This window comes from Pontibacter aquaedesilientis, from assembly GCF_014773225.1.
Taxonomy (GTDB): Bacteria; Bacteroidota; Bacteroidia; order Cytophagales; family Hymenobacteraceae; genus Pontibacter; species Pontibacter aquaedesilientis.
Genome location: NZ_JACXAJ010000012.1, coordinates 11,822 through 36,983, shown reverse-complemented (window position 1 = coordinate 36,983; position 25,162 = coordinate 11,822). Strand labels below are relative to the sequence as shown.

Here is a 25,162-nt window from a genome sequence, read left to right as displayed (position 1 = left end):
CTTTTAGAAAAATTACTTTGTTCCATACCCAACTATGATATACCTGCGCCTAATAGTAGAAAGTTTCCGCTTCGCATGGCAGGCCCTCCGGTCTAACCTGCTTCGCACGATTCTGTCCCTGTTGGGTGTCACGATCGGTATTTTTGCGATCATCTCGGTGTTTACGCTGGTAGACTCGCTGGAGCGCAACGTGCGCGACAGCATGAGCTTCATCGGCGACCGGGTACTATACGTTCAGAAGTGGCCCTGGAGTTTTGGAGGCGAATACCCTTGGTGGAAGTACTTTAACCGACCGCAGCCCAACGTGCACGAGTTTCGCCTGCTGGACCGCAACCTGACAAATGACGCCGGTGTGGCTATCTTTGCAGACAAAGGCCGCAACGTGTTCAAGCATCGCAACAACACCTTCCGCGACGCGGGCCTGATCGGGGTGTCTTACGACTACAACAAAGTAACAGAGATACCCGTTGCAGAAGGCCGCTACTTCATTCCTCAGGAGGTAGACGCCGCCCGCAATGTGATGATTATTGGATATGAGGTGGCCAATACGCTATACCCGCAGCAACCTGCTATTGGGCAGGAAGTTCGGGTGAGTGGCCATAAGTTCACCGTGATCGGGGTGATGGAACAGCAGGGCGAGAGTATGTTTGGGATGCCGAACTTCGACCAGATGGGGGTTATACCTTATGCAACCTTCAGCAAAATGTATGCAACGGGGCCTAACGGTATCGGCTCCACTATCGCGATAAAAGGCCGGGAAGACGACCAGGGCCTGTTGGAGCTTGAGTACGAATTGCGGGGCATGATGCGCAACATCAGAGGACTCAAGCCACGCGACGAAGACAGTTTCGCCATTAACCGGCCCGAAATGGCCACCCAAGCCGTAACAGGGTTTTTTCAGGTGGTCGGGCTCGCAGGTTGGGTGATTGGCGGCTTTGCGATACTGGTCGGGGGCTTCGGGATCGCCAACATCATGTTCGTATCTGTGAAAGAGCGCACCAACATCATCGGCATACAAAAATCATTGGGAGCCAAAAACTATTTTATCTTATTTCAGTTCTTGTTCGAGTCGGTGTTTTTGAGCATTATTGGCGGCGGTATCGGCATCCTGCTGGTTTTCCTGCTCACACTCATTCCGCAGGATATGATGAAGGTGTCGCTCTCTGTTGGAAACATTATACTGGGACTAGGCGTATCGGCGGTCATAGGTATGCTGTCGGGCATCATCCCGGCGGTGCTCGCTTCTAATTTAGACCCGGTGATTGCGATTCGCTCCAAATAAGAAAAAACACAACCGTGACTGCATAGTTCTCTTCTCCACGCTGCAGACACACCCTTAAAATTATTTATTAACCTGAAGAAGGCGCCTCAACGTGAGTGTGCCGCAGGAGGCCTGCCTCCTGAAGAAGACGAAGAATTATTATGACAAAGCTTAGAAAAACAAGCAAGACCAAGCTCAACGACGAGTCGCACAACAGCGGCAGCGGGCAGACCATCCTTAACCCGGATGTTAACGAGAATAAAGCAAAATCAATAACCGACCTCCGTGAGAACGGCCAGATAACGGCTCCGCCAGCATCTGAAGAAGACATCAAGATCAGACAGGCGTTTGTAGACAAAGACTGGAACGAAATCAAGATTGCCGACTCCTGGCAGATATTCAAGGTGATGTCGGAGTTTGTGGAAGGATTTGAGAAACTGTCCAAGATCGGCCCTTGTGTTTCGATCTTCGGGTCAGCCCGTACCAAGAACACGCACAAGTACTACATTATGGCCGAGGAGATCGCAGCCAAACTAGTGCGCCATGGCTATGGCGTGATCACGGGCGGTGGTCCGGGTATTATGGAGGCCGGCAACAAAGGCGCTCACTCGGAGGGCGGCAAATCCGTTGGTCTGAATATACAGCTGCCTTTTGAGCAGTTCAACAACATCTACATCGACTCTGACAAGCTCATCAATTTCGACTATTTCTTTGTCCGCAAGGTGATGTTCGTGAAGTATGCGCAGGGCTTTATCGTGATGCCGGGCGGCTTTGGCACGCTCGATGAGTTGTTCGAAGCCATTACCCTGATCCAGACCAAAAAGATCGGCGCATTCCCGATCGTGCTGGTAGGACGCGAGTACTGGGAAGGCCTGTTTAAGTGGGTGGAGGATGTCATGCTGAAGATGGAAAGCAACATCAGCCCGGAGGACATGGACCTGATCCACATCGTGGACGACGCCACAGAAGCCGTAAAAGTAATCGACGAGTTCTACAGCAAATACCTGCTGTCTCCGAACTTTTAATCACGGAGTATTTTCGTTACACAGAAACGCCTGCTGTTGGTACAGCAGGCGTTTCTGTTTTTTGTTACCGGAGGATAGACGCTACAAACATAGCTCTCTGATTGATTCAGTTCACAAGCTTCACCTCAAACTCTGCCTCCCCACTAACAGGTATGCCCTCGGCAGTCTGCCCTAGTACCTTTACCCTAAAAGTGCCCGTTTCGTCTGAGGTATAGAAAGTAAATTTGGCCTTGCCATCCGGCCCCAAGTGCAATGTCGGCTCCCAGAAAATCAATTGCTTTAAATCCGGGGTAGATGGCCCACCCTCCCCAGGTATACCGGAAAGGGAGATAAAATTTTGGGGCAGGTTGTACTGCTCATAAAGCATTGGCAGCCCTTTCTCTTTTAGCTGTTCTCTGGCTTCGCCGCTCTTTGTGTAAATGGCAAACATGCCATTGTCCACCATTTGACCCAGGTTGCCGGCATATAGTTTTTCTTCAGACCAGGCTATTTCAATCGAGGCGATATCGTTCAGGTCGAGTGCCAGCATCTCCTCCATACCGTCCACGATCACGCCATCCAATAGGTATAGCGGTTCCTGCTTCATCATCCGTTTCGTACCCGGTGCCACATAAAGCAGGCGCACTGTCTGTCTTCCTTTTTTCTTCCGCATTCTAATGTTTGTGGTCACTTCCTTTATGGCCTCTTCCACATTGTTGAAAGCGATGTAGTCATCTAGTTTGTAGACACGGTCGGCAGGCAGCCGGGGTAATATGGCTGGTGCGTGGGGCTCAGTTAGCCCATATATTTCGTTGATGTGAGCTAAGGTGTGGATTTTCTGCGCGTATGCCACCACACTCGGTGGTAAGGCCTGCACAAAAGCTGTATCGGTGCGGGTAACGAAAGTACTGCTGATAAAAGGCCTTGCTATACCTGCTCGACTGATAGGCTCTACGATAGGTTCCCGCGCATGACTACCCTCTTTCTTCCCTTGCAGAATATCCTGCCACAATCCTTCGTCAGCTGTGTGCGCCAGGAATTGACTGCCCTCACCAGCATTTCCTCCTGTTACCGGATTGCCGGCCAGGGGCCTGTGGGAATCTGCCTGCTGAGCTGCTACAGCCACCGCTGCGGTCACAGCCTGTGGTATACCTTGCAGCGTAACCGAGACCTGCTGCCGTGTTCCATATTGCCTGCGATCAGTGCTTACCTGCAGTGCGGGTGCTATGCCTGGATACATAACCGATTGCTCTGCCTCTACCAGGCCACCCGGGTTAAGCAGCATCAACCGGACCGCCTCGCCCGGTTTTTCCTGCCAAGGCACGGTCACTTCTCCTGTCCCTTTCGCACTGTGTGTAAAGTATACCTTGCCCCCGCTTTCTGCCAACAAGGTATAAGCCCAAGGCATGGTGCTGCGCACATCGACCTTTATACCTGTGTTGCTTTTTTCTGTTACCGATAATGCCAACCCATTTTGCTTTGCCTTTGGCAGGGCGACACGCAGCGTCTGGTAGCCTTCGGCTTGTACCTGCGCCACATATGCTTGCTCGAGATCCGCCTTCAACTCAAAAGCTCCAACTCCTGTGTCATCGCTTCGGAAGGATGCAACGGCTCTTCCTGTTGAGTCTGTTACCGTGCCCTGCGCGGCTATACCTATACCTGCCGCATTTGTCACCAACACCGTTACTCTGGATGTTTTGCCAGCTAGCAAACTATTAGATTCGGGGAAGAACTGAACGTGCAGAGGTTTGTGATTTGCTTTTATATTCCGTAAAGCCATTACTTCACGAGGGTTGACAATGAGTAATTGCTCCCGGTACTGTTGCTTTTCGCTGAAGTTTTTCATCCAGTTGGTGGCCGCAACCAAGGTATAGTTCCCTGATGGCAGCTCCTTCGGCAACTCTATGTCGCTGTTAGCCATACCTTCCTCCACGACCAGGCGTTGGTTGATGATGGTGTTTCCCCTGGCATCCAGTAGCGTGACATACAGTGCCTTGCTTGGAGGGTTTGAGGAGTTGCGGTTGACAAAAGCCTTATACCAGAGCCTTTCACCAGCAGCGTACCAGGGCTGACTATGCACGAGCCGCACCTGTTCATCGGACAACAGCATTTGCACCTGGGCTGCTCCGGCTACATCCACTTGCCGCTGTTGCCCGAGCACTGGATTGCTCAGCAGCGTAATAGCCAACAGCCAAAGTATTTTTGTTAGTTTTTTCATGCGGTAATTTGCTAGAATCTGCATCAATATTCTGCCCTTGGCCTAGAATCCAATTGGTCTTTCTACAGTCACATTCGGGTACAGCCCCAAGTAACGACAATCGCCTATTGGCAACTCATAAGGCAATCCTGGGAAGGGAGCATAAGTCGACCGGTTGATCATCAGGAACTGTTCAGTAAACGAAGAAACGTTAAAATAACCGACGACCTGTTCTTCAGGATTCGTTATACTAAACACATTGCCGTTGATTCGTGCCGGAGGCGGGTCGAAGATGCTGCCCACGCTGGACTGCTGCTGATTTAACAATCTCCAAAACTCGTAAGCCTCTGCGGTGAGAGAATATTGGCGTATTTTGATGCGGTATTTGGTAGGGATGTCAGCAGGCACTACTGCTACAGGCTGCTCGAACAACCTACCATTTACAAGGCGGTCATCCGCAGCTACAGCCTTGGTGTTGACGCTTCCCACATTGGCCCAGCACTGTGAGGGTATAGGCTGATCCCCTACATTTGAGAAATACTCAAAAACGCCTTCTGTGTCCCAGCGGTAGTAATTGCCGCGCTCCGTAGGGTCCTGCACCTGTGCCTTTACTTCAAACCCCATCGATCTGCGCTCAATTAACACACCTGCCGAGTTTCGGACTATGTTAATGAACTCTTTGAACTCATAACCTATACCTTGGATGGGCACCGCCGGGCGAAGCAATTCAGGTCTTGATGCATACTCCCTTCCATCGGGTAGCCTGATACTGAGCGAATAGACCCTGCCCTGCTCTACCCGGAAATTATCTTCCCAAAGTGTGTAAACTCCCCGGGCACCCTCTGTCAATTGCATACTGTTGCCCCGGTTGTCCTGTAGCGTAACCTTGGCCCCCAACACGGGCTCGTTCAACACTTTCTTTGTCTCCCCGTCAAAAGGCTCGGTCCAGGAGAGGGTCACTTTGTTCAGCTCCGGCTGGTTCTGGTCTGTTACCATGCCACTCACCACCAACGATCGCTTTCCGGTACCGGTTTTCAGCTCGAAGGGCTCCACACAAGCCTGTAGGCTCAGGAAAGTGAGCAGCAGCGCCCACAACCAGCTTTTGTGTCGTGTTCTTCCCTGCATTATTTTGTTATCTTGAAATTGTAAGTGATAGCCGGCACCGCTGAGCCTATGACAGACAGCCGGTAAGCCTGCGGAACGGTGCCGCCGTAACTGGCCTTGAAGAATACCGAGTACGGATTCTGGCGTCCGTATGCGTTATATATCGAAAATGCCCAGCTACTCACCCAGTTGGCATTTCGTTTGTTGGTTCCGTCAATCACCAGGGCCAGGTCCAGGCGGTGGTAGTCCGGTATGCGATGCTGGTTGCGTTCGCTGTAATTTACCATCAGCAGCCCATCTATTATGGCGACCGACTCCGGGTAGGTGATGGGCCTGCCGGTACTGTAGGTGAAGTTAGCCGAGAAGCTCACCAGGCGACTCAGCTGCTGATTCAACACCAGCGTGAGGTCATGCGGCTTGTCGAAGTTAGACGGAAAGTAGTTGCCATTGTTGATCTTCTCTTCGGGAGTCGGGCCATCTACGCGGCGCAGTGACCTGGAATAGGTATAGCTGGCCCAGCCGGTTAGTTTCTTCCCTCTGCGGCGCATCATTAGTTCCAATCCGTAAGCCTTACCGTCGCCCGGCAGCAGATCAGCGTCCAGGGTGCTGTTCAGAAGCAACTGCGCTCCATCCTTGTACTCCACCAGGTTGTGCAGTTTCTTGTAGTAGGCCTCTGCCGAAAACTCTATTGAGTTATCTTGTATGTTCCTGAAAAACCCTAGCGCTATTTGGTCGCCTATCTGCGGTTTGAGGTACGGGTTGCTGGTCTTCCAGATATCCACGGGAGAGGCAGCGGTCGTGTTGGAGATCAGGTGAATGTACTGCGCCATGCGATTGTATCCCAGTTTGACAGAGCTGTTCTTACCCAGGCTCACCCGCACAGAGGCCCTTGGCTCAAGGTAATTATACTGCTGTATCAAGCCGCCATTGGCATAGTTAAGCGTATCGATGATAGTAGACTCACGCCTTGGCACTTCCGGGTTGTAGACATATACATCGCCCGGGCCCAGGTTGAAATAAGCAGAATAGCGCAGGCCATAAGCGACCGACACCCTTGGACTGAAAGCATATTCATGATCCAGGTATAGGGCCGATTCCAGGGACCGTTCGCGCGGCATGCTGATAGCCAGCAAACTGGATTGCTCAGAGCTTGGTGAAAGTACGCCGGGGTTGAAATTGTACCAGGAGGAAGAAGCGCCCAGGCCGATCTTGTGCTGCACAGATGGCTCGTAACTAAAGTGCGCTTGCAGCAGTTTGTAGCGGATATCGGAGTCGAGACTAAAGTCGGACGGAACAGTTTCAGCACGCACACCATAATCATAGTCGCCTACAACGCCGGTTACCGTCGAGAAGAGCTTATCGCTGAAGGTATGGTTCCACTGCACGGTGCCGGTGGCCGTGCCCCAGGTATAGGTGGTGTCAGCACCAAACCGAAAGCCGTCGCGACTCAGGTAACCGGATGCCACGAACTGGTCTTTGTCACTAAGCATATACCCTACTTTGGCATTGAAATCATAAAAATAGCCGTCGCTGTCGCGTATCGACTTATCGGGCATATAGCGCAGTACCAGACCCGGATAGGCGCCCCGACCGCCTATCACAAAAGAGGCTTTGTCTTTCACGAGCGGCCCCTCCACCATCAGGCGGCTCGACAGCAGGCCGATGCCTCCGCTCAAAATAGGGACTTTCTTATTTCCTTCTTTTAGTTCCACATCCAGCACCGACGAAATGCGGCCGCCATAACGCGCAGGTATACCGCCCCGGAATAGCGTGACATCTTTCACCATGTTGGGGTTGAAAACCGAGAAGAAACCGAAGAGGTGAGAAGAGCTGAAAAGCGGTGCCTGGTCCTGCAACACCAGGTTCTGGTCGATGCTGCCCCCCCGCACGTTGAAACCGGAGGCCCCCTCTCCTACTGTCGTTACGCCGGGCAGGGCTATCACGCTGCGCACCACGTCCACCTCACCCATGAACATCGGCATTTTTTTCACTTCCTGTATGGAGAGTCGGGCCACGCCCATTTCCAGGCTTTCCACATTATGGTCAGGGGCCTTGGCCGACACCTGCACCTCACGAAGCTGATTGCTCACCTCAAACAATTCCACGTTCATGGTTTTGCTCTGTTGCAGCCGTACGCGTCTTTTGTCTTCGGTCATACCTACGGCCCTGATACGCAGGGTATAGTCACCAGTCGGAACTGTTAGCGTATAAAAGCCCCGTTCATCTGCCACTATCCCTTTTTGGGCCTCTTCCAGCAGGACAGTTGCCCCGATAAAAGGCTCGCCTGTCTTAGCGTTTCGCACATTGCCACTCAGCGTCACCGTTCTGCCGATGCCAGCTATACCTGCAACAGCCCCCGTACTGGCAGTATCAATTTGAAACAAGCCCGCAGCCGACAATGGGACCAGCAAAACTGTTTGGCTATCATAAAATACGAAAGAGAGCTGTGCCTTTTCAAGTAATTGCCTCAGAGCGTTGGGAAGCGGCTCCCGCTCAAATGTCTGTGTGACCCGAACCTGCTCCACCCATTCTGGTTGGTAAAATATCCGGAGGCCATGCTGCTTTTCAAGTTCATGCAGCACTTCCTGTAAGGGCTTGTTCTGATAATTGACCGTCAGGTATAGCTGATCTGAGCTTTGAGCCCATAGGTTACCAGCCAGCAACACAAGAGCGGAGAGCAAAACAATACGGTAAAATCTTCTCATTCGGTAGTAGCGGAATCGGCGTTTCTGTGCATCAGTTTTCCGTCAAAATATCAGGGGCTGAATTTGCAACATAGCAATATATAGTTTTAACATTGAAATATAAAACAGGAGTTATCAAACATCCTATATTATACCTAAACGCCTACTTTGCCTCATCCGAAACGTATATTTAAAAGAGACAACACGCCATGGTAGAGACTGACAAAGAAACGATAAGAAAACTCAAGAAGAAGCTAAAGATCCAGGAGAAGAAGAACGATGAGATCCGGGATTACATGGCCGCGCAGCGCACCATCTTCGCCAACGAACGCACGCTGATGGCCTACCTGCGCACTTCTATGACAATTTCTGTCGGCGGCTTCTTTGCCGTAAAGCTATCGGATGATCTATACCTGGAGATTATAGGAGGTATCCTGATACCCTTTGGTATCATTCTGGGTATTTACAGCTTTGTCAGGTACCGTTACAAACAGAAAATCATTGAAGGTCACCACCGCGACTACAACCCTACGAGCCACGAACACGAGCGGGCACATAATCAGGACGAGGCAATTCATGACCACTTAGGCGGTCTCCGGTAATTTCACCTTCCGTCAATGTCTCTATTGTAGTCACCCTGCCTGGCTTCTTTACGCGTTTTTCTTTGTTGTTTCGTATATTTTAGGAAAAAGAACGGACTATGTCTGAGCAGGAACAGGAAGAAATCCGGAAACTGAAGAAGAAGATCAAGAAGCAGGAAAAGAAAAACTCGGAGATTCGGGACCTGACGGCGATACAGCGCACCATTTTTGCCAACGAGCGAACCTTAATGGCCTACCTGCGCACTGCCATAGCACTGATAGCCGGGGGCTTTGCTGCCATTAAGTTCTCAGAACGCACTTATATGCAGCTATTGGGCCTCTTCTTGATGGCGCTGGGACTGCTCCTGGCCATCTACAGTTTTGCGCGATACCTGGTCAAGCAAAAAAATATCAAAAGCCAGCGGAAGTGCAACTCCCATACCAGCCAGCACTACGACACGGTTCATGAAAAAGAGACATCCAACTACGGCAACATCGACTGATCGCCGCTCCATTTGCCGGCTTTTGCCTCCGCTCAAACAAACCTGCTTCTGCTAAACCATTTACTGCCGTTTACTGTTAAGATAGGTTAGCACTCTGCAACAGCAAAGCGCTGATATTTTTATACCTTTGCTATTTAAAATCAAGCATTCCTGAATGGCTTTTAACCAAGCGCAAGAAACCACGACCGGCACCGCCGCTGCCTTCTCCGAAAACGGAGAAACCCAGCAGATAGAAGTATACGGCGCCCGCGAACATAACCTCAAAAACATTTCCATCAAGCTGCCGCGCTACAAGCTGGTTGTCTTTACCGGCATTAGTGGCTCGGGCAAGTCCTCGCTGGCTTTCGACACCATTTATGCCGAAGGGCAGCGCCGCTACATGGAAACCTTCTCGGCCTATGCCCGCTCCTTTATGGGCGGACTGGAACGTCCCGATGTGGATAAGATTGAAGGCCTGTCGCCAGTAATCTCCATTGAGCAGAAAACAACCAGCCGAAACCCACGCTCCACAGTTGGCACCATCACCGAGATCTATGACTTCATGCGTCTGCTCTGGGCACGCACCGCCGAGGCTTTCAGCTACGAGACCGGTGAGAAAATGGTGCGCCAAAGCGATGAACAGATCGTCAACCACATTCTTGAGAACTTCGATGGCAAGCGCATTGTCGTGCTGGCCCCGGTGGTGAAAGGCCGTAAGGGCCACTACCGCGAGTTGTTCCAGCAAATCCGCAAGATGGGCTTTATCCGTGCCCGTGTGGATGGTGAGTTAGTCGAGATCGCCCCAAAGATGCAGGTGGACAGGTATAAGATCCACGACATTGAGATTGTGATCGACAAGATCGTGGTGAAAGAGGAAGACCGCTTCCGCCTGTCGGGCTCTATCCAGAACGCACTCACACACGGCAAGGGCACGGTACTGATTTTGGACGCAGATGCTGACAAGACACACTTCTTCTCGCGCCACCTCATGGACCCCGCCACAGGTATAGCGTATGACGATCCGGCTCCTAACTCCTTCTCATTTAACTCGCCTTACGGTGCCTGCCCGGTGTGCAACGGCTTAGGTGAGATACAAGAGATCACCGAAGAGTCGGTTATACCTGACAACAGCCTGAGCATCCGCCGTGGAGGTATAGCGCCGCTCGGCGAGTACCGCGATATCTGGATCTTCAAGCAGATCGAGGCATTGTTCAAGCACTTCAAAGTGTCGGTTTCGACGCCGATCAAAGATTTGCCGGAGGATGTGCTGAAGGTGTTGCTATACGGTTTGGATGAAGACCTTGAGGTAAACACCAAAAAAGGCAACTATGTGGTGGAGTTTGAGGGGATAGTCAACTTCCTCAAAAACCAGATGGAGTCTGACTCAGATAACATCCGCAGCTGGGTAGAAGACTTTGCGCAGACCACTACTTGCCCCGAGTGCAATGGGTATAGGCTCAAAAAAGAGTCGCTGCACTTCAAGATCGACAACACCAACATAGGGCAACTGTCCGTACTCGACATCAACAAACTGGCCGCCTGGTTTGAGGGTGTGGAAGACCGCATGAACGAACGCCAGAACGTGATTGCCCGCGAACTGCTGAAAGAAATTCGCAAGCGCATCGGCTTTTTGCTGGATGTGGGGCTGGACTACCTGAGCCTGCACCGCCCTGTGAAAACACTTTCGGGAGGCGAAAGTCAGCGAATACGACTAGCCACGCAGATCGGTACGCAGCTGGTGGGCGTGCTTTACATCATGGATGAACCAAGTATCGGGCTGCACCAGCGCGACAACGAGCGTTTGATCAAAGCCCTTCAGGACCTCCGCGATTTGGGCAACTCTATTATTGTAGTGGAGCACGACAAGGACATGATTCTGCAGGCTGACTATGTAGTGGATATAGGACCGGGCGCAGGTATACACGGGGGGCAGGTGGTAACCGCTGGCACGCCGGAGGATATGATGAAGGCCGGCACCACCACTGCCGACTTTCTGAGCAACCGCCGGGGTATAGAAGTGCCGCGTGTAAAGCGAGCGGGTACAGGCGAAGTATTAAAACTCAAAGGTGCTACAGGTCATAACCTGAAGAACGTAACCCTGGAGCTGCCGCTTGGCAAAATGGTATGCGTGACCGGTGTATCGGGCAGCGGCAAGTCCTCGCTCATACACGATACACTCTACCCAATCCTGAACACGCATTTCTTCCGGGCCAAACGCGATCCGCTGCCTTATAAAAAGATCGAAGGTCTGGAGCACATCGACAAGGTGATCGAGGTAGACCAGTCACCGATTGGCCGTACGCCACGCTCCAACCCTGCTACGTATACCGGTGTGTTCACCGACATCCGAACACTGTTTGCACAGCTTCCGGAAGCGAAAATCAGGGGTTATACGCCAGGCCGTTTCTCGTTTAACGTGAAAGGTGGCCGCTGCGAGGCTTGCGAAGGTGCGGGTATGCGCACAATCGAGATGAACTTCCTGCCCGATGTGTATGTGCCTTGTGAAGTATGCAAAGGCAAACGCTACAACCGCGAAACGCTGGAAGTACGCTTCAAGGGCAAGAGTATTACCGATGTGCTGGATATGACCGTGGAGCAGGCTGTGGAGTTTTTCGAGAGTCAGCCGCGCATTCTACGCAAGATTCAGACACTAAACGAGGTAGGTTTGGGCTACATCACCCTCGGCCAGCAGGCCACCACCCTGTCGGGTGGTGAGGCGCAGCGTGTGAAACTAGCCACGGAACTGTCGAAGAAGGACACTGGCAAGACACTCTACATTCTGGATGAGCCGACCACTGGCCTGCACTTCCAGGACATTGAGCACCTAAGCGAGGTACTGCACAAGCTCACTGATAAAGGCAACTCGGTGCTCATCATTGAACATAACCTGGACCTGATCAAGATCGCCGATTGGATCATCGACATCGGGCCGGAAGGCGGTGAGGGCGGTGGCACCATTGTGGCGGCCGGCACACCGGAGGATGTTGCCAAAAAAGGCAAGGGCTATACCGCCCGTTTCCTGAAAGAGGAGTTGAAGACCAGCCACTACCGGGAGAACGGACAGGCTTAACAGGTATAGACACAGATAAAAAACCGCTACCAAACAATGGTAGCGGTTTTTTTAAATGTCTCCCACTCTGTCTTCCAGTTGTTCAGCCTTTTGCAGGTGTTGTCGCAGGAGCGGCAATTGCTTCGATGCGAATTGCTTTACATCCATGTCTTTTGCATTCTCCGCCATGTCTTCGTAACGGTCCAAGAGGCTCTCATGCTCTTCGCGGATGCGTTTGATGTAGGCCAGGTCAAAGCCTATACCTGTCTCGCCACTCACCTCATCGTATACCTTCTGATGGGCACTTCCCAGCATAGTCGGTAGTACAAAGTTGCCCTGTACGGCAATATTCTCCAGATCTTCGACCACTTTCCTGTGCCCTGCGGTCATTTCCTGGGCCATTTCCTTCACTTCCGGGCTTACGGCCCTTTCAAGCGCCAGTTCGCCTAACTGTACCTGCAGCATGTTGGCGCTGGCCGCTTCTGCCATAAACAGGGCATCGTTTTTCATGCCCTGCACGCCGGCTGCTTCAAACTGCTGCGTACTCTGGTCTGCCGCTTGTTCTATACTATCGTCGCCGGCGCAGCCAAAGCTACCCAGCATTAGCAGCGCACAGGCTGCGTATGTAGTCAATCTGCTTGTCATACACTTGTTCTTAAAATACAAGCATCTGCAGCGAAAACTGCAGATGCTTACTATCAGCACGGGATACAATGCTGTAATATCAGTCAAAAAGGCTGAGGCTTATTTCAACATGTCTCTGATCTGCTTGGCACGCTCGTGGTGCTGGCGCAGCTTTGGCAGGGTTTTGCTTGCGAAAGCCTTTACCTCTGCATCCTCATAATCGGCGTCCTCTGCCACGTCCTCAAATCTTTCCACATCGTTTTCGTGCGCACTCAGCATGCGGTCCAAATAGGCTTTATCGAAGTCAGCGCCTGTCTTGTCACGCAAGTCACGCACGTGGTCCATGTGGTCGCTGCTCATGCTGTCTGGCATTGTGATGTTCTTGCTGGTAGCCAATTCGCGCATCTCTTTGCTGGCTGCGGTATGGTCATTCACCATCATGTTGGCAAACTCTTTTACCTGCGGGTTGGTAGCCTTTTGCTGTGCCAACTTGCTTGCCTCTATTTCCATCATGCTGCTGCTGGCCGACTTGGTCATAAACTCTGCCGCGTCTTCACGCTGGTCTTCCATTGCAGTGTCCTCAAAGCGCTCCTCGGTGGCCTCCTGGGCCTCTTCTACACTGTCAGTTTTTTGGTTACAGGCTATTGTGCCGAATAAAAAGGCGCAGGCCATTAATCCTGTTGTTGCAATTTTTTTCATAGTCGTGGTTTCTTTTTAGTTTTATATAATAATAGCTTGAACAAATTGATATACGCCCCAAATCCTATGGAGTTATATTAACAGCATTTAATATAGGATGTACTTATGTTTAAGCAGGTATCACCTGCCGTTGTTTGCGCTTTGGCCGGTCAAGAGGCCAAGCTACTACATCACCACAAAACTAGATAGAACGTAAACCGCTATAAACCAGAATAAAAACTCACTCGTCAGATGCTGCTTTATGAATAGACCACACCCAGTGCTCCGGCTTGCAGGTATACTGCTGCTTGCCTGTATTTGCTCTCTCGCTCATGCCCAAACGGCCGAGCAAGAGGATAAAGAAGAAATGCGGAGCATCGACCGCGACCACGACAAGATACTAAAAATACATCCGCTACACTATGGGGAAATCTTTCTTTCGTATGAGAAAGTTCGTTCGCCCCGAATCAGCAACGAGATTGGGTTGAGCTACCTCTACAAAAGTCATTTTAAGGGCGAGGGATGGGGCCCTCCTGAGGAGAAAGACGCCATGGGAATCGGGATCCGGATGAGCCAGCGCTACCATACTTCCAAAAAGAAAAAAGCACCCTTCGGTTTCTTTCATGGCCCGATGTTCAGTTACCGGTTTGTGGTGTTTGAGCGCAATGTGTTTGAGCTGCCACAGGTTCCTCCCAACGATCCGGATTTCCGCTTTGTGGGCAGGCTATACCAGCATGCCCTGGACCTCAGTTACCATTTGGGCGGGCAATTTCAGTTGGGACGGCACTTCACCACCGAGATTTCTGCTGGCTTGGGAGGTCGCGTTAAGTTCGCCAAAGCAACCAACGGCGCCGACCTTATCGAGCAAAACATCATCGGGCATGTACTGCACTCCGACGAGAACGCTGTTATTGTTGTGGTGCCCTCGCCTCATATCAACTTCGGAATCGGTTATTCTTTCTGATGATGTTATAATTTACTTGCTATATATTGCGTTAAGTATTTATTTGATCTCATGCTATACACAATTGAATCATAGTCCATACCTGCAAATTTCATGAAAAACACGTATCTCAAAAGTTTGAATTGGCTGGCTATACCTTGCCTGCTCTTGTTTTCCGCCTGCCAGAAAGACAATGAAAACGACCCTGAACTGGACACAGAGACCATCGAGGTCGACATGCTGGCTCAGATGGAATTCTCGACGGCAGATGGTTTTGCCGAAGAATCCGTCAATGGCGATTACCAGCTGAACAGCCAGGATTACCAGTCAAACGGCCAGCTGTCCAGTTCTGCGGAAGGTTTTCCTGCCTGTGCCACACGCTCGTTCAATGCGAACACCCGCACGCTTGTAATCGACTTCGGAACCGAGAACTGTGTGGGGCGCGACGGTCGCAGCAGACGAGGCAAGATCATCGCAGTGTTCACGGGACAGCGTTTTAAAGCAGGCTCTACCATCACGATTACCCTGCAAGACTACCATGTAAACGACAACAAGATTACCGGCACCAAAACCAAGACCTACCTAAACAGCGACAAAATGCACGTGGCGGTGCAGAAGGCCAGCATCACGACGCCTAAAGGTACATTCAACTGGAGTGCCGATCGGACTATAGAGCGTATAGCAGGCGGCGGCACCTGGCAAATGTCTGATGATGTCTACCTGATCACGGGCAGATCGGAGGGAACGAACCGACGTGGGGTAGCTTTCAACACCATCATTGAAAAACCTCTCAAGCGGGTTATGACCTTGCCATGCATACGCCATTTCGTGTCGGGCAAAGTCAAAACCACCACTGAGCGGGGCTATACTATCGAACTTGACTTTGACCCGATAGGCGGCGAACCATGCGACAAAATTGCACAGCTAACAGTGAATGGTCGCTCTAAACTGATTGACTTACAATAACTGTCCAGATCACGAAATAAACCGCATCAAGGCCTGCTACTCCTGCAGGCCTTTTTCATTCCGGCGCATTACTTGGTTATTTTGTTGAGCACGCTGTACGATACCAGTTTTCCGTTACGGTACGATTCTGACTTCACCCACCCTGTGCCGGGCACAAACCACTCGACTGTCTGCATGCGGGTGCCGGGCATTTTCATCCCCATGGCACGCGTCTGCATTTCCATCTGCTGATTAATCTTGAAGCCTTGGTAAGTTCCGGCCGGCACCTCCAGCTGCTGCCTTTCGCCCACGGTGCGGTCAGTTACCGCCATAGTGATCGTGCTTATATTCTGCCCGCTGCCTTTATCCACTATATTAATGGTAAAGCTGCCGTCCTTGAGCTTTTGCCCAGGGCTGAGCGTAGCAGGATAGTCCATGTGGTCACCCTCCATCCTGATCTCCATATTTTTATAGGCCTCCATCATCTCCGGATTCATGAGTGAGCGCATGTCTATCCAGATAGAGCCACTCTCGCATCCGACCTGGTAACTGCCCTCGCTCGCCAGCTTGCCCTTGTCATCGTACATTTTGGTGTGGATGGTGGCCTCTGATTTATCGCCTTGCTTGCGCACATCAGTGACCTTGTACATTACCTTCCCGGTGAGTTTGTCGCGCTGGTTGTAGTTCAGGATTTCGTACTCGGCATTTTCAGCCAAAAGCAGATAGCCGCTGCAGTCCTGGGCAATGGTTGCCGCAGGTATGGCCATTACAAACCACAGCAGCATAATAGTGAGTAGAAAGTATCCGTTCTTCATATCAGTAAACTGTTTGATTGCTCTTATAAAGATACAGATAGCTGTTTTGGCTTGCCCGCATTGGGGACAAATCCGAGTGAAGGTATGGATGGTGCTGGTAAATCACCCTAGACACAGGGCAAAAAAAGCCGGGCACAAGGCCCGGCTGCTGTAGGTATCAGGTATAGCGAATTAAGCTCCTCTGAACTGTGGTTTGCGCTTCTCGTTAAAGGCAGTTACGCCTTCTTTATAATCAGCGGAGTTGCCGGCAATTTTCTGGCAGTAGGCCTCGTAGTCCAGCATTTCGTCCAAAGAGGAGTTGAAAGACTTATTCAGCATCTTCTTCATCAACCCGATGGCTTTGGTAGGTGCTGTGGCATAGCGTGCAGCCAGTTCGGCAACGGCTGTGTCCAGTTCTTCTGGTGCCACCACACGGTTCACCATACCCAGTTGCAGGGCTTCCTCTGCGCTTACTTTAGAGCCCAGGGTGCTCAGTTCAAAAGCCTTCAAGGATCCCACCACACGTGGCAGGAAGAAAGAAGAACCAGAGTCGAGCACCAAACCCACGTTCACAAACACCTCGATCATGCTGGCAGCCGTGGAAGCCACTACCATATCGCAGGCCAGGGCCAGGGAGCAGCCGGCACCGGCAGCCACACCGTTGAGTTTACAGATGATCGGTTTGGGCAGGTTGCGCATCGCCCGGATGATGGGGTTATACCTTTTCTCCAGCGACTCAGACAGGTCACGCTTATCGGCGTTGGCGATCGCTTTCAGATCCTGACCGGAGCAGAAGGCCTTGCCGGCGCCTGTCAGCACCACCACACGCACGCTATCGTCGCGGGTTACCTGCTTCAGGGCATCCTGCAGGTCGTAGCTCTGCTGGTCGTTGAAGGCGTTGAAAACATCTGGTCTGTTGAGGGTGATGGTCGCGATGCCATCCTGTACGTCATATAGCAGGCACTCGTAGGTCATGGTTTCTTGTTAAGTTTGTAGATAACCAAAGGTATAGATAATCGCCTTAAGAGCAAAAAACGGCTACAGCGCAATGCCTCCGGCAATGAGCACCAGCAGCAGCCCCGCTCCGAATCCCGCGTATACCTGCGCCGGCGTGTGCGCATGGAGCGCCAGCCTTGCCGAGATCACCGCCCCTGACGCCAGTATGGCCCCAACGATAGGTATAAGCAACTGCGCATCGGGCATAAGCCTATCCAGCAAAAGCAGCACTCCGAAGGCCCCGCCCAGCCCGATGCCATGCGCACTGATCTTCCAGAAAAACGACACGAACCAAGCCAGGAAAACCGAGGCCGCGACAATGCCCATCACAAAGAAAAATAGCTGGTCGAAGACTGGTTCCTGCTGCAGCAGGTAGGTGGTAACGGCGTAGCATAGCCCGGTGAAAAGCAAGGGCTTGCTGCGTTGCTCCCGCCTATCGATCTCATACGAATCGATAAAGCCTGTCCGGAACATGACAAACGCGCCCAAGCCAGGTATAATAAAGGTGGTAAAAAAGATCATGCTCAACACAATCCAGCGGCTTTGAGGCGGCAGGGAAACCGCAGCCGTCGGCAGAAAATAGAGGATGATGGCAAACAGATAAGTAGGCATCAGCAGCGGATGAAATGCAACTGACAAAAGACGGGCAAGGGAGCGGTTCAAGTTTGGGAATTAGAGAGTTTGGGAGTTTAAGAGTTAGAAAGTTTGGAAGGTATAGCTTCGGGGTGACATGTCGTGACTTATACGAATCGTGCAATCAACAATTTAACTTTTAACAATTTAACCATTCAACGATTAAAGTTCTTTGCGCAGGCGGGCTACCGGTATGTTGAGCTGCTCCCGGTATTTGGCCACAGTGCGGCGGGCAATGTTGTAGCCCTTCTCATTGAGCATCTTCTCGATCTTCTCATCCGAAAGCGGCTTGCGCTTACTCTCTTTGTCGATGATCTCTTTGAGGATGTGCTTTACCTCGCGGCTGCTGGCGTCCTCACCGGAGTCGGTGGCTATACCTTCGGAGAAGAAGTACTTGAGCGGGTAAATGCCGAACTCTGTCTGTACGGCCTTGCTGTTGGCCACGCGGCTCACAGTACTGATGTCCATACCTATTTCCTCGGCAATGTCCTTCAGAATCATAGGCCGCAGCTTGCTCTCGTCGCCTTCCAGGAAAAACTCGTGCTGGTACTTGATAATAGCCTCCATGGTGCGCAGCAGCGTGTTCTGGCGCTGGCGTATGGCATCGATGAACCACTTGGCCGCGTCGAGCTTCTGCTTCACAAAAGTTACGGTCTCCTTTAGCTTCTTGTCCTTCTTGTCCGACTTGTCGTAGGCGTCGAACATGTCGGCATAGGAACGGCTGATGCGCAAATCCGGGGCATTGCGTGAATTGAGCGATAGCTGCAGCTGCCCGTTCTCGTTGGTCAGGATAAAATCCGGTATGATGTACTGCACCCGCGTCATGCCGGCACCGCTGCCGCCTGGCTTCGGGTTGAGTTTGATAATAACGTCGATGGCCTTTTTCAGCTCCTCCTCCGTTACGCTAAACTTGCTTTGTATCTTTTGGTAATGCTTCTTGGTGAACTCCTCGAAAGACTCCTTGATAATGCGCTCGGCCAGTTGCGTGGTTTCGTCCTGCTCACGACGGTCCAACTGCAGCAGCAAACACTCCGGCAGATCGCGGGCGGCTATACCTGCCGGGTCAAACGTCTGGATCATGTGCAGCACCTGCTCAATCTCCTCTTCCGTTGTCATGATGTTCTGCGAAAAGGCAAGGTCGTTGGCTATAGAGCTCAGCTCCCGGCGAATGTAGCCATCGCTGTCGATGCTACCGATCAGCTGCATGCCGATGTTGTATTGTTTGTCGTCGAGATCCAGGAAGCCAAGCTGGTCGAGGAGGTTGTCGGTTAGTGAGGTGGTGACGGCAATCGGCATTTCACGGTCGTCGTCATCACTGCCACCCCGGTCGCCCTGCATTTTGTAGCCGCTTATCTCATCGTCGTTCAGGTAGTCGTTGATGTCGATCTCGTCCTTGCCGTAGTCTTCCTCGCCTTCGTACTCTTCGGTTTCGTTATACTCGTTCTCTGGCTCCTCGCGCCCCTCTTCGAGTGCCGGGTTCACCTCCATCTCCTCTTTGATGCGCGCTTCGAGCTCAACAGTAGGTATCTGCAGCAGCTTGATAAATTGTATCTGCTGCGGCGATAACTTCTGGGATAAGAGTTGCCTTAAATCGAGTCGCTGCATAGTAATAAAAGTGGATTTCAGTGCCTGTTAGTGCACCTTCAAATTTAGGATAATTTTACTCGCATTTACAAAAAAGGTTAAAATATCGTTACTTTGAGGGATTTTAAAACAGAGACAAGTAGCAGCACATTAGACACAAGACATTTTAGGTTTAATTTTGCCGGCTTCGCCCTAGTTGCAGCGTACCTTGTTTTGCCTGCGTGTGGCGCTTGTGATGTTTGAAGTCCCTAAAAATAACTAGTAAGAATTGATTTCGTCTTGTATCTTGATATCTTACATCCTGATACGCTATAACAACCATACACATGCAACGCACGAAAGTAAAAGAACTGTTGACTGGTGCCGAGGTAGGCAAAGAGGTATTATTGAAGGGTTGGGTGCGCACCAAGCGCGGCAACAAGTTTGTGAACTTTATCGCCGTGAACGACGGCTCTACGATACAGAACCTGCAGGTAGTGGCCGACGCCGAGAAGTTTGGTGAGGAGGCTCTGAAGGACGTAACGACCGGTGCCGCTGTGGCCATCATGGGCGAACTGGTGGCATCGCAAGGCAAAGGACAGGCCTTCGAGGTAGTGGCCAACACCATCGAGGTACTGGGCAAAGCCGATCCGGAGACTTACCCCTTGCAAAAGAAGGCCCACTCGCTGGAGTTTTTGCGTGAGATCGCCCACCTGCGCTTCCGTACAAACACCTTCGGGGCGGTGTTCCGCGTGCGCAACACGCTGGCTTTTGCCGTGCATAAGTTTTTCAACGAGAAGGGATTTGTGTACATGCACACCCCGATCATCACGGCTTCTGACGCAGAGGGTGCCGGCGAAATGTTCCATGTAACGAACTTCGACCTCGATAACCTGCCGCGCACCGAAGATGGCAAGATCAACTACGAGGAAGACTTCTTCGGCAAGGCTACTAACCTGACCGTTTCTGGCCAGCTGGAAGGCGAGCTGGCAGCCATGGCTTTCAGCGATATTTATACCTTCGGACCGACCTTCCGTGCTGAGAACTCCAACACGGCCCGCCACCTGGCTGAGTTCTGGATGATCGAACCGGAGATGGCATTCCACGACCTCAAAATGAACGCCGACCTGGCCGAAGAGTTCATCAAGTACATCATCCGTTACGCACTGGAGCAAAACCGCGAGGACATTGAGTTCCTGGGCCAGCGCCTGGTGGAGGAAGACAAAGCCAAGCCGCAGAACGAGCGCCAGGAAATGACCTTGCTCGAGAAGCTGGAGTTTGTGGTGAACAACGACTTTGAGCGCGTCACCTATACCGAAGCTGTTGACATCCTGATGAACTCGCCTGCCTACAAAAAGAAGAAGTTCCAGTACGAGGTATCGTGGGGCATCGATCTGCAGAGCGAGCACGAGCGCTACCTGGTAGAGAAGCACTTCAAGAAGCCGGTTATTGTAACGGACTATCCGAAAGACATCAAGGCCTTCTACATGCGCCTCAACGACGACGGCAAGACCGTGGCCGCCATGGATATCCTGGCGCCGGGCATCGGTGAGATTGTGGGTGGTTCGCAGCGTGAGGAGCGCATGGAGATTCTGGTGGAGCGCATGAAAGCCGTAGGCATTGAAGAGGAAGACTTGTGGTGGTACCTGGATACCCGCCGTTTCGGTGGCTGCCCACACGCCGGCTTCGGTTTGGGCTTCGAGCGCATGGTGCAGTTCGTGACAGGTATGGGCAACATCCGCGACGTGATCCCATTCCCGCGCACGCCGAAAAACGCAGAGTTTTAATTTAAGCTATACCTTATACCTAAAAGAGCCCGGCTATACCTTAGCCGGGCTCTTTTTTTGAATAGTTTGGCTAGAAATTTGCTATCTTAAATGGAATAAATCCCTTATACACTTCATTTTATGAGATATATAATTCTAGCCCTGCTCCTGCTTGGCTTGGCCGCCCCCGAGGTGCGCGCCCAGCAGGAGTTCGCAAACCTGGACCTGCCTATACGCCGCGCCGAAGATCTGGTGTCGGTGGCCGATGGCGACGGCAATGTCTGCCTATACTTCTTCCAAGGCGGAAAGCTTCACTTCAACCTCATCTCTCCTACCGGCCAGGTGGTGGCGGCACAGGAAATTCCTTACCGTTTTGGCCAGCAGCCTGAGATACTGGGTACTCGTGTTACACCGCAAGAATTCGTTTTCTACAGTCGCTTCGTGAACGGCAACAAAGAGTTTGTGCGCCCCTTCGCCGTCGACCGCTATACCGGTACTTTCCGGAGCATGCCCGATGCGCCTATCAAAAAAGAGCGACAGGAAACCTTCGTGGGTGCTTTTGCCGACGCGGAGCACTTCTATATGCTGTACACAGACAAGAAGGAAAACCTCATCCTACACCGGGAACTGGACGAGTCCTTTTACGAAAAGAAGACATTCTCGACAGCTGAAATGCCTCGTACCCGCAGCCGGCACGAGCGCCACAACGAGCTGATTTTTGTACACCCTGATTTGGAGCGTACCGTGTTTGCCGGCCATCACCGCAGCAAAATCTATACCCGTGGCGACAAAGTGTTCATGGTCTTTGACGGCTTTTACCTTCGCAAGCAAGGCAAGAAAATTACAACCGAGATCCTGACGCTCGACTGGCCCAGTGGACAAACCAGCTACCAGACCTTGCCTGCACTGGACTATAAAAATGAGGCCTATTTCAATTCGTTCCTGCACCAGAACACCCTGTTCCGGGTGCAGTTGCTCAAAGACCAGTTTAACCTGACGGCCTACGACTTTAACATCCTGCAGCCGATCAAGGAGTACAGCTACACCGATGACCAGGAAATCGCCATTAAAGCGACGCCAGTGCACCAACGTGGAGCCAGCGCACTTTTTTCCTCGGGTAACAGCGTGATCGAGAAAACATCCAAAGTGATGCGCAACCTCTCCAGCGGCAGGCCGGCCATTACGGTAGATGCCTTCAGCGACAGCACCCTGCAACTGACCATTGGCTCCTATGAGCCCCCTAGCCGACGCGATGCCAACGGCGACCCGACTCGTCTCGTGCGCACCCCAGATAGGTATATTCAGACCTCCAGAGGCCTATACCTGATGCCGGGACGCTGGGTACCGGCCTATACCCTGCCTTATTCTTACAGTATGTTCCCGCAAAACAGGTATTACTACGACCCGTACTACACACGCGGAGGAGAGGCTTCTGGGCCGGGCACCAGTACTTACTTCCGGGCCGTGCTGGACAGCAAGACACTGGAGAAAGCGGCTAGCGACAGCACTGCCGCCACCGTGCAGGACAAGATAGAGGCCTATGAGGAAGAGCTCAAGCGGACACCAGATTATAAAACGCTCTACCGCTACGGCAACAAGCTGCATTACGGCTACTTCGACAAAGGCAGCAAAACATTCAAAATACTGGAGTTTACACAAAACTAAGACTTGCTAAAAACAAAAAGGCTTCGCTGCAATCAGCGAAGCCTTTTTTGATGCCTGATGTTGTTGCTTACAACCCCATCAGTTTCTGAATTTTGGCCTGCAGGGCAGGGTCCTGTTGGTAGGCCAGCATGATTTGCTCATAGCGCTCCACAGTCATGCCGTCTTTCTGGATGGCCGCCTGCATGTTTGTCTCAATATCGGGCTGCATCTCCATCATGCGCTGCACGGCTTTGTTAAAAGCGGCTTTTTCTTCGGCAGTGGCCTCGGCCTCCGCCAGTTTCTGCTGCTGATGCGCCTGAGCCAGTGTGTTGAACTTCTCGATGCTTAGTTTCTCCTCTTCCAGAATCGCCATCATGGCTTGCTCACTTTCCTGCTGCAAATCCATCAGGCGGGTGCTGGCGTCCACGAAAAGCTTAATGTCTGCGTCTGAGATCGCCTGCGTTTGCTGTTGCGGCGCAGCCTGGGTTGGAGCTTGCTGCTTCGGTGGTTTTTTCTGCTGCTGCGCTTCGGCCGTTCCTGAAAAAGATACTATACCTAATACAAGCCCTGCCACTGCAGTAGCTTTCAGTTTATGGATGAAGTTCATAAAATTCGAGGTTAAAATTATTGAAATGAATAAATACAATAGCGTGCATAGTACTGAATACCAATAAACTATACCTCAATTTAAGAAAATAGTTCGAGGCCGGAATGAAGTCTGCCCAAGTCTCTAATTTAAGCAAATAATATGCCGCGAACTTACATTGTGCCATCTTAACGGATAAGCCTACCCTTTGTAACAACAGCTAAACCAGAAAAATTGAAGCCAGTTTCTGTCAAAATTTTTTTAGGAATATCAGCTTAATAAAACCGAATACCTATATATTTATATCCTAATCTTTTTATATGAAAACTCTATACAAACTTATCCCGCTTTGCTTCCTTGCATTAGCATCGCTACAGGCTGCAGCGCAGTCAGGTTACAAACCAGGCTACGTGATCACATCACAAGGCGATACGCTCCGAGGGGAGGTCACTTACCGCTCCAGTACTTTGGCGACCAATACTGTTTCCTTTAAAAAAGACGCTCAATCGGGCCCTGTTACCTATACCTCCAACGACATAGCCGGCTATGGCTTCCCAAATGACAAGAACTTCCAAACCAAAGTTCTTGATAATGCAGATACGCTCGCGGCCGAGTACGTTTTTATGGAGGAACTGGTGCGGGGCAACATTAGTCTATACCTGTACAATGGCACTTTTTTCGCAGAGAAACTTAGCGGTACAGGCAAATTGCACAAACTCTACATCACCCAGGAAGACTACATCAATACCTATGGGGCACCAGCCAAAAGGGACATTAACCACCATGTGCAGGTGCTGAATACCATGACACAGGACTGCTATGAGGTGTTCACAAAGGTGGAGCGCATAAAACTGGCCCAGCGGAACTTGGTGGGGCTGATAAAGGAGTATAATAACTGCACCAGTTCCGGAGAGCAGACAGTCTTTAAAGAGTCTAAGAAATGGCTCGCGGTAAAGCCTGGCTTTGTGGCTGCCCTTAGCCATACCTCGCTAAACTTTTCCGCTAAAGACGAGACCTACCTGCACTTGGAACACGCCGAATTCAACACAAACACCTACCCATCTTTTGGTTTGGCCTTCCTTGTAAACTCACCCAGGATCAATGAAAGCATGTCGCTGTTGGTAGAAGGACGCTACTTCAAGAATAACTTCCAGGCTGAGCCCAGCTATACCTGGTTCGACACATACTACGACAACGAAATTGAGTTCGACCTCGCAGCCGTAAAGCTGACGACGGCGCTACGCTACGACTTTGCAGGCCAGACCATCCAGCCATTTGTCAACATAGGAGGCTTCCTTAACCTGTTTCAGCACCGTGACTACAAACATCGCCAGTATGTAAGAAGGACCAGCACCAGCAATCCAGAGGAGCGCATAAAAGACAACCCTGATTTCGTGAATAGCTATCAGCAGGGATTTATGGCCGGAGCTGGCACATATTTCAATATCAAGAACAGGAAGCTGTCGCTGGAGGCCCGCTATGAGTTGGGCCTGGACCTCCACTCACACAATGTGATAAACAGAATCAACAAAGGGTTAGATTCTGATACCAGAACAGTTTCGGTGTTGTTTGGACTGTACTTTTAAATTGCTTAACAAGCGCTACTGCGCTTCGCCCTGACGTGGTAC

General features: G+C 51.4%; 20 protein-coding genes. 10 read left to right on the top strand and 10 right to left on the bottom strand.

Annotated features, from left to right (window positions below):
- Positions 1-34: 34 nt before the first annotated feature.
- Positions 35-1,282: an ABC transporter permease gene (locus H9Q13_RS17110; RefSeq protein WP_191185032.1), complete on the top strand. Its 1,248-nt coding sequence runs from the start codon at positions 35-37 to the stop codon at positions 1,280-1,282.
- 140 nt (positions 1,283-1,422) lie between these two features.
- On the top strand, positions 1,423-2,286 hold the full coding sequence (locus H9Q13_RS17105; RefSeq protein WP_224744369.1) for an LOG family protein: 864 nt from the start codon (positions 1,423-1,425) through the stop codon (positions 2,284-2,286).
- A 106-nt stretch (positions 2,287-2,392) separates the two neighbouring features.
- On the opposite strand, the gene H9Q13_RS17100 is transcribed toward H9Q13_RS17105, so the two are convergent.
- From H9Q13_RS17100 to H9Q13_RS17090, 3 genes are read right to left on the bottom strand one after another with little or no spacing between them, the layout of a single operon-like run.
- The gene (locus H9Q13_RS17100) at positions 2,393-4,483 is read right to left on the bottom strand and encodes a hypothetical protein (RefSeq protein ID WP_224744368.1); all 2,091 of its coding nucleotides are present in this window, start codon (positions 4,481-4,483) and stop codon (positions 2,393-2,395) included.
- 42 nt (positions 4,484-4,525) lie between these two features.
- Entirely contained in the window at positions 4,526-5,587 is a 1,062-nt protein-coding gene (locus H9Q13_RS17095; RefSeq protein WP_191185030.1) for a DUF4249 domain-containing protein, read from the bottom strand.
- Positions 5,587-8,271 (bottom strand): carboxypeptidase-like regulatory domain-containing protein, encoded by a 2,685-nt coding sequence (locus H9Q13_RS17090; protein ID WP_191185029.1) that lies wholly within the window; start codon positions 8,269-8,271, stop codon positions 5,587-5,589. Before H9Q13_RS17090 ends, H9Q13_RS17095 begins: the two co-directional genes overlap by 1 nt.
- Before the next feature lie 188 nt (positions 8,272-8,459).
- Between H9Q13_RS17090 and H9Q13_RS17085 the strand changes: the two genes are divergently transcribed.
- The 3 genes from H9Q13_RS17085 (at position 8,460) to uvrA (ending at position 12,383) form a co-directional block, all read left to right on the top strand.
- Positions 8,460-8,852, top strand: coding sequence for a DUF202 domain-containing protein (locus H9Q13_RS17085; protein WP_191185028.1), 393 nt, complete (start codon positions 8,460-8,462; stop codon positions 8,850-8,852).
- Positions 8,853-8,950: 98 nt separating this feature from the next.
- A complete protein-coding gene (locus H9Q13_RS17080; RefSeq protein WP_191185027.1) occupies positions 8,951-9,334 on the top strand; it encodes a YidH family protein in 384 nt (127 codons plus the stop codon).
- Positions 9,335-9,488: 154 nt separating this feature from the next.
- The gene (uvrA, locus tag H9Q13_RS17075) at positions 9,489-12,383 is read left to right on the top strand and encodes an excinuclease ABC subunit UvrA (RefSeq protein WP_191185026.1); all 2,895 of its coding nucleotides are present in this window, start codon (positions 9,489-9,491) and stop codon (positions 12,381-12,383) included.
- A gap of 51 nt (positions 12,384-12,434) precedes the next feature.
- Here uvrA and H9Q13_RS17070 read toward each other — a convergent pair whose 3' ends face one another.
- Both H9Q13_RS17070 and H9Q13_RS17065 read right to left on the bottom strand, forming a co-directional pair.
- The gene (locus tag H9Q13_RS17070) at positions 12,435-13,007 is read right to left on the bottom strand and encodes a DUF4142 domain-containing protein (RefSeq protein ID WP_191185025.1); all 573 of its coding nucleotides are present in this window, start codon (positions 13,005-13,007) and stop codon (positions 12,435-12,437) included.
- A gap of 99 nt (positions 13,008-13,106) precedes the next feature.
- On the bottom strand, positions 13,107-13,685 hold the full coding sequence (locus H9Q13_RS17065) for a DUF4142 domain-containing protein (RefSeq protein ID WP_224744367.1): 579 nt from the start codon (positions 13,683-13,685) through the stop codon (positions 13,107-13,109).
- Between the two features lie 241 nt (positions 13,686-13,926).
- Between H9Q13_RS17065 and H9Q13_RS17060 the strand changes: the two genes are divergently transcribed.
- Entirely contained in the window at positions 13,927-14,628 is a 702-nt protein-coding gene (locus H9Q13_RS17060; RefSeq protein WP_191185024.1) for an ABC transporter ATP-binding protein, read from the top strand.
- A gap of 93 nt (positions 14,629-14,721) precedes the next feature.
- Positions 14,722-15,573 carry a hypothetical protein gene (locus tag H9Q13_RS17055; RefSeq protein ID WP_191185023.1) on the top strand — a complete coding sequence of 284 codons (852 nt, stop codon included), beginning with the start codon at positions 14,722-14,724 and terminating at the stop codon, positions 15,571-15,573.
- Between the two features lie 68 nt (positions 15,574-15,641).
- Here H9Q13_RS17055 and H9Q13_RS17050 read toward each other — a convergent pair whose 3' ends face one another.
- From H9Q13_RS17050 to rpoN, 4 genes are all read right to left on the bottom strand, one after another.
- Positions 15,642-16,367 (bottom strand): TapB family protein, encoded by a 726-nt coding sequence (locus tag H9Q13_RS17050; RefSeq protein WP_191185022.1) that lies wholly within the window; start codon positions 16,365-16,367, stop codon positions 15,642-15,644.
- Positions 16,368-16,538: 171 nt separating this feature from the next.
- A complete protein-coding gene (locus H9Q13_RS17045; protein WP_191185021.1) occupies positions 16,539-17,321 on the bottom strand; it encodes an enoyl-CoA hydratase-related protein in 783 nt (260 codons plus the stop codon).
- A gap of 63 nt (positions 17,322-17,384) precedes the next feature.
- Positions 17,385-18,005, bottom strand: a complete 621-nt coding sequence (locus H9Q13_RS17040; RefSeq protein ID WP_191185020.1) for a hypothetical protein — start codon at positions 18,003-18,005, stop codon at positions 17,385-17,387.
- 132 nt (positions 18,006-18,137) lie between these two features.
- Positions 18,138-19,580 (bottom strand): RNA polymerase factor sigma-54, encoded by a 1,443-nt coding sequence (gene rpoN / locus H9Q13_RS17035; RefSeq protein ID WP_191185019.1) that lies wholly within the window; start codon positions 19,578-19,580, stop codon positions 18,138-18,140.
- A gap of 305 nt (positions 19,581-19,885) precedes the next feature.
- On the opposite strand from rpoN, the gene asnS reads away from it, so the two are divergent.
- Positions 19,886-21,325: an asparagine--tRNA ligase gene (gene asnS, locus H9Q13_RS17030; protein WP_191185018.1), complete on the top strand. Its 1,440-nt coding sequence runs from the start codon at positions 19,886-19,888 to the stop codon at positions 21,323-21,325.
- Between the two features lie 120 nt (positions 21,326-21,445).
- Positions 21,446-22,969 carry a hypothetical protein gene (locus tag H9Q13_RS17025; RefSeq protein ID WP_191185017.1) on the top strand — a complete coding sequence of 508 codons (1,524 nt, stop codon included), beginning with the start codon at positions 21,446-21,448 and terminating at the stop codon, positions 22,967-22,969.
- A 67-nt stretch (positions 22,970-23,036) separates the two neighbouring features.
- Here the strand turns inward: H9Q13_RS17025 and H9Q13_RS17020 are convergent, their stop codons facing one another.
- Positions 23,037-23,555 carry a DUF4168 domain-containing protein gene (locus tag H9Q13_RS17020; RefSeq protein ID WP_191185016.1) on the bottom strand — a complete coding sequence of 173 codons (519 nt, stop codon included), beginning with the start codon at positions 23,553-23,555 and terminating at the stop codon, positions 23,037-23,039.
- A gap of 299 nt (positions 23,556-23,854) precedes the next feature.
- Here H9Q13_RS17020 and H9Q13_RS17015 point away from each other — a divergent pair, with 299 nt between their 5' ends.
- Positions 23,855-25,120: a porin family protein gene (locus tag H9Q13_RS17015; RefSeq protein WP_191185015.1), complete on the top strand. Its 1,266-nt coding sequence runs from the start codon at positions 23,855-23,857 to the stop codon at positions 25,118-25,120.
- Positions 25,121-25,162 lie beyond the last annotated feature (42 nt).

Excerpts from the sequence above, each read along its gene's own strand:
- H9Q13_RS17110 (WP_191185032.1), top strand. The coding sequence starts at position 35 with ATGATATACCTGCGCCTAATAGTAGAAAGTTTCCGCTTCGCATGGCAG.
- H9Q13_RS17105 (WP_224744369.1), top strand. The coding sequence starts at position 1,423 with ATGACAAAGCTTAGAAAAACAAGCAAGACCAAGCTCAACGACGAGTCG.
- H9Q13_RS17100 (WP_224744368.1), bottom strand. The coding sequence starts at position 4,483 with ATGAAAAAACTAACAAAAATACTTTGGCTGTTGGCTATTACGCTGCTG.
- H9Q13_RS17095 (WP_191185030.1), bottom strand. The coding sequence starts at position 5,587 with ATGCAGGGAAGAACACGACACAAAAGCTGGTTGTGGGCGCTGCTGCTC.
- H9Q13_RS17090 (WP_191185029.1), bottom strand. The coding sequence starts at position 8,271 with ATGAGAAGATTTTACCGTATTGTTTTGCTCTCCGCTCTTGTGTTGCTG.
- H9Q13_RS17085 (WP_191185028.1), top strand. The coding sequence starts at position 8,460 with ATGGTAGAGACTGACAAAGAAACGATAAGAAAACTCAAGAAGAAGCTA.
- H9Q13_RS17080 (WP_191185027.1), top strand. The coding sequence starts at position 8,951 with ATGTCTGAGCAGGAACAGGAAGAAATCCGGAAACTGAAGAAGAAGATC.
- uvrA (WP_191185026.1), top strand. The coding sequence starts at position 9,489 with ATGGCTTTTAACCAAGCGCAAGAAACCACGACCGGCACCGCCGCTGCC.
- H9Q13_RS17070 (WP_191185025.1), bottom strand. The coding sequence starts at position 13,007 with ATGACAAGCAGATTGACTACATACGCAGCCTGTGCGCTGCTAATGCTG.
- H9Q13_RS17065 (WP_224744367.1), bottom strand. The coding sequence starts at position 13,685 with ATGAAAAAAATTGCAACAACAGGATTAATGGCCTGCGCCTTTTTATTC.
- H9Q13_RS17060 (WP_191185024.1), top strand. The coding sequence starts at position 13,927 with ATGAATAGACCACACCCAGTGCTCCGGCTTGCAGGTATACTGCTGCTT.
- H9Q13_RS17055 (WP_191185023.1), top strand. The coding sequence starts at position 14,722 with ATGAAAAACACGTATCTCAAAAGTTTGAATTGGCTGGCTATACCTTGC.
- H9Q13_RS17050 (WP_191185022.1), bottom strand. The coding sequence starts at position 16,367 with ATGAAGAACGGATACTTTCTACTCACTATTATGCTGCTGTGGTTTGTA.
- H9Q13_RS17045 (WP_191185021.1), bottom strand. The coding sequence starts at position 17,321 with ATGACCTACGAGTGCCTGCTATATGACGTACAGGATGGCATCGCGACC.
- rpoN (WP_191185019.1), bottom strand. The coding sequence starts at position 19,580 with ATGCAGCGACTCGATTTAAGGCAACTCTTATCCCAGAAGTTATCGCCG.
- asnS (WP_191185018.1), top strand. The coding sequence starts at position 19,886 with ATGCAACGCACGAAAGTAAAAGAACTGTTGACTGGTGCCGAGGTAGGC.
- H9Q13_RS17025 (WP_191185017.1), top strand. The coding sequence starts at position 21,446 with ATGAGATATATAATTCTAGCCCTGCTCCTGCTTGGCTTGGCCGCCCCC.
- H9Q13_RS17020 (WP_191185016.1), bottom strand. The coding sequence starts at position 23,555 with ATGAACTTCATCCATAAACTGAAAGCTACTGCAGTGGCAGGGCTTGTA.
- H9Q13_RS17015 (WP_191185015.1), top strand. The coding sequence starts at position 23,855 with ATGAAAACTCTATACAAACTTATCCCGCTTTGCTTCCTTGCATTAGCA.